Origin of the sequence: Mesorhizobium sp. M2A.F.Ca.ET.042.01.1.1, from assembly GCF_003997405.1 — a bacterium.
Taxonomy (GTDB): domain Bacteria; phylum Pseudomonadota; class Alphaproteobacteria; order Rhizobiales; family Rhizobiaceae; genus Mesorhizobium.
The window spans coordinates 1-4259 of record NZ_RZRX01000372.1 but is presented as its reverse complement, the minus strand read 5'-3'; the positions used below and the strand labels follow the sequence as shown (position 1 = coordinate 4259).

Genomic DNA, 4259 nt, shown 5'->3' with positions numbered 1-4259 from the left:
CTACTCTCCGGTGCTGCCGCTGATCGGCGGCGGACAGAACAAGTTCCAGCCGGTCTATGTCGGCGACGTCGCCGAAGCGGTGGCGCGCTCGGTCGACGGCGAGGTCAAGGGCGGCCAGGTCTATGAGCTCGGCGGCCCGCAGGTGCTGACCTTCAAGGAATGCATGGAAGAGCTGCTGACGGTCATCGAACGCCGCCGCCTCCTGGTGCCGGTGCCGTTCTGGGTGGCCAACATCCAGGCATCGATCCTCCAGCTGCTGCCCAATCCGCTCCTGACCAAGGACCAGGTGCTGCAGCTGCGCGAGCACAATGTCGTCTCCGACGACGCCATCAAGGCCGCCAGGACGCTTGCGGGGCTGGGCATCCAGCCGCAGGCGATCGCCACCATCCTGCCCAGCTATCTCTGGCGCTTCCGCGCCGCCGGCCAGTTCCAGCAGCGCCGGCCGATCGCCGACCGATAACCCTGTCTCTTTGTTTTACGCAATTACGGACGGAAAACCGCTTCACACTTTTCCTGGAATTGCTCTGATCAGCCCCGGCGCGAGACCTGCATTGGCAGGCCGCCCTGCGGCTGCGTGGTCAGCTTCTGCACCGGCCATGGCCGGGTCTCGGGCGTCGCATCGAAGCGGAAGCGCGACAACAGGATCGCTAAAGCGATGATCGCCTCCTGCATGGCGAAACTGGCGCCTATGCACACGCGCGGGCCGGCGCCGAAGGGCAGGTACTGAAAGCGGTCGATCCTGTCGCGGTTTTCCGGATGAAAGCGCTCCGGCATGAAGGCGTTCGGCCTGTCCCAGAGTTTTCTGTGGCGGTGCACGACCCAGGGCATCACCAGCACGGCGGCGTATTTCGGAATATAGAGGCCGTTCCAGGTCTCCGGCTCGATCGGCTCGCGGTTGATCGAAGGCGCCGGCGGATAGAGCCTGAGCGCCTCCTCGAAGGCCGCGCGGGTGAGCGGCATGGCATCCAGCCACTTGGTTGGATCGGGCTCGCGCGCCAGCACGGCGTCGATCTCCTGCTCGACCCTGTCGCGTTCCCAGGGCGCTTCGGCCAAGCAATAGATCGTCCAGCCCAGCGCCCGTGCCGTCGTCTCGTGGCCGGCGCCGATGAAGGTGATGATGTTGTCTTCGACTTCGGCGCGGGTCAGCCCGTCCGGCCCCTCGGCGCGAAGCAGCAGGGTGAGGAAATCCTGCGGCACGCCACCCGGATCGCGCTTCATCCGTTCTTCGCGCATCTTCACCGTGCCGGCGACGATGTTGCGGAAATAGGCCATGGTCTTGCGGCCGCGAATGCGGGTAAGGCGCGGCAGCCATTCGGGCGCGCGCAGCAGGTCGAGCGGGTCGACGCGGCCCATGGTCTCGAACAGGCGGTCGATCTCCTTGGCGAAGCTGCCCGGCTCGCCGGCGATCTCGCCGGAAAACAGCGTCTCGGCCAGGATGTCATAGGTGAGCAGGGTCATGTCATGCGCGACATCGGTCATGCCGCCGGCTTCATAGCGGGTGACGAATTCCAGCGTGCGCTTCAGCATCGGCCCGGCGAAGCCGAAGATATGGCGCGGCGTGAAAACCGGCGCCATCGCCTTGCGCGAACGCTTCCAGACCTCGCCCTCGGCGGTCAGCAGCCCGTCGCGCAGGATCGGCCGCAGGATCAGCTGGCGCACCGTTGCCATCTTGTAGTTTTTGGCGTTGTCGATCAGCACGTGGCGGATGAGGCCCGGATCGTTGGCGACGATCAGGTGTCCGCCGACGCCATTGGCCGAAACCCAGGGTTCATTGTAGGTGTGCTCGCCCCATAATTCGAGCGGGTTGCGGTAGACAATGCGCATCATCTCCAGCGTCGAAGGCGGCTCAGTGCGCGGCTTCGGCGCCGGCGGCACGAAGGGGGCGGGCTTGGTGTCCATGATGATGCTCCGCTGACAGCGGTGAATGTAGTGCCCGAGAAGGCCGGCGTCCATGTGACCGGACGGCAGCACACGATCGGCCACATCGCCGGAATGTGACCGACATCAGCCAATAGCTGCTTGTTGCCGGCGGCAGCCTGCGTTAGTCACCAATGGATACCGCCAAGCAAGGAGCCTCCCGTGAAGCATCGTCTGAACATCATCATCGGCAGCACGCGACCGGGACGCGCCGGCCCGACCTTCGGCGAATGGCTGGAAGGATTCGCGCGCGAGCACGGCAAGTTCGAGCCGGTGCTGACGGACATCGCTGCCTTCAACCTGCCGATGCTCGACGAGCCGCACCATCCGCGCTTGCGCAAATATGAGAACGACCACACCAAGGCGTGGTCGAAGGCGATCGACGCCGCCGACGCTTTCGTGTTCGTGGCGCCGGAGTACAACTACTTCGTGGCGCCCGCGATCGTGAACGCCATCGACTATCTGCTGCATGAATGGCGCTACAAGCCGGCGGCGATCTTCAGCTATGGTGGCGTGTCCGGCGGATTGCGCGCCGCGCAATCGCTGAAGCCGCTGCTCACCTCGGTCGGCGTCATGCCGATCCCGGAGGGGGTGGCGCTTCCGGCCTATGCGAGCCTTCTCGATGAGAAGCGCGCCTATCATCCGAGCGAGCAGGTGCAGGGCGGCGCGAAGACGATGCTGGACGAGCTGTTCCGCTGGAGCGGGGCGCTGAAGACGCTGCGTCCGGCCGAATAGGCCCCAAAGCTTCCCAGGGAGGCGATTATCAGGCTGCGCTTAGGCGCGGCCTTTTGCGTTTCATCGACCCTTTTCGGCTGAACGCCGGGACCGTATCAGCGCGGGCGTGGAAGCACCTTGCCGCCAAGCCGGCAAAATGCCCGCAAACCTTGGAAAATCCGCCATTTGCGCCTATATCTAGGACATCAAAACGGCGCGATTCGCGGCCATTTTTCCGCGCCGGACCAGCGACATCAATCAGACAGGTTTTCATGAGCGATCAGACCGAAAGCGCCATTGGCGCGCAAGCCGAGTACGGCGCCGATTCCATCAAGGTTTTGAAGGGGTTGGACGCGGTGCGCAAGCGTCCGGGCATGTATATCGGCGACACCGACGACGGCTCGGGCCTGCATCACATGGTCTATGAGGTGGTGGACAACGCCATCGACGAGGCGCTGGCCGGCCACGCCGACCTCGTTTCGGTGACGCTCAACCCCGACGGTTCCGTCACCGTCATCGACAATGGCCGCGGGATTCCGACCGATATCCACCCCTCGGAGGGTGTTTCGGCAGCCGAAGTGATCATGACGCAGCTGCATGCCGGCGGCAAATTCGACCAGAACTCCTATAAAGTGTCCGGCGGCCTGCATGGCGTCGGCGTCTCGGTTGTCAACGCGCTTTCCGCCTGGCTCAAGCTCAAGATCCGCCGCAACGGCGAGATCTTCGAGATGAGCTTCACGCATGGCAATGCCGACGCGCCGCTGAAGGTGACCGGCAGCTACGTGCAGGACAAGCAGCCCGGCACTTATGAAGGCCGCAGCGGCAGCGAGATCACCTTCTTCCCGTCGGCCGAGACCTTCACCATGGTCGAGTTCGACTACAACACGCTGGAGCACCGGCTGCGCGAGCTCGCCTTCCTCAATTCCGGCGTGCGCATCGTGCTGACCGATGCACGCCATGCCGACCTCGTGCGCCATGAGCTACACTATGACGGCGGGCTGGAAGAGTTCGTCAAATATCTCGACCGGGTGAAGAAGCCGCTGATCGAGGCGCCGATCGCCATCCGCGCCGAGCGCGACGGCATCACCGTCGAAGTCGCGATGTGGTGGAACGACAGCTACCACGAGAATGTGCTGGCCTTCACCAACAACATCCCGCAGCGCGACGGCGGCACGCATCTGGCCGGCTTCCGCGCGGCGCTGACCAGGCAGATCACCGGCTATGGCGAGTCTTCCGGCCAGACCAAGAAGGAAAAGGTCTCGCTGACCGGCGACGACTGCCGCGAAGGCCTGACCGCTGTTCTCTCGGTCAAGGTGCCCGACCCGAAATTCTCCTCGCAGACCAAGGACAAGCTGGTCTCGTCAGAGGTGCGCCCGGTGGTGGAAAGCCTGGTCAACGAGGCGCTGGGCACCTGGCTGGAAGAGCATCCGAGCGAAGGCAGGGTCGTGGTCGAGAAGGTGATCCAGGCGGCTGCGGCGCGCGAAGCCGCGCGCAAGGCGCGCGACATCACGCGCAAGAGCACGCTCGGCGTCACCTCGCTGCCGGGCAAGCTCGCCGATTGCCAGGAGCGCGACCCGGCCAAGTCGGAAATCTTCATCGTCGCGGGTGACTCCAGCGGCGGGCAGGCC

3 protein-coding genes and 1 pseudogene are annotated in these 4259 nt (G+C 64.6%); 3 read left to right on the top strand and 1 reads right to left on the bottom strand.

What is annotated here, in order from left to right:
* Positions 1 to 460 (top strand): annotated as a pseudogene (locus tag EOA23_RS31975) (complex I NDUFA9 subunit family protein); the annotation flags it as partial.
* A gap of 68 nt (positions 461 to 528) precedes the next feature.
* Here the strand turns inward: EOA23_RS31975 and EOA23_RS31970 are convergent.
* A complete protein-coding gene (locus tag EOA23_RS31970) occupies positions 529 to 1899 on the bottom strand; it encodes a cytochrome P450 (protein WP_127307022.1) in 1371 nt (456 codons plus the stop codon).
* Between the two features lie 180 nt (positions 1900 to 2079).
* Between EOA23_RS31970 and EOA23_RS31965 the strand changes: the two genes are divergently transcribed.
* The gene (locus tag EOA23_RS31965; RefSeq protein WP_127307021.1) at positions 2080 to 2652 is read left to right on the top strand and encodes an NADPH-dependent FMN reductase; all 573 of its coding nucleotides are present in this window, start codon (positions 2080 to 2082) and stop codon (positions 2650 to 2652) included.
* A 251-nt stretch (positions 2653 to 2903) separates the two neighbouring features.
* Positions 2904 to 4259: ATP-binding protein (locus tag EOA23_RS31960; protein ID WP_245474412.1), on the top strand; the 1356-nt coding region annotated here is incomplete at its 3' end.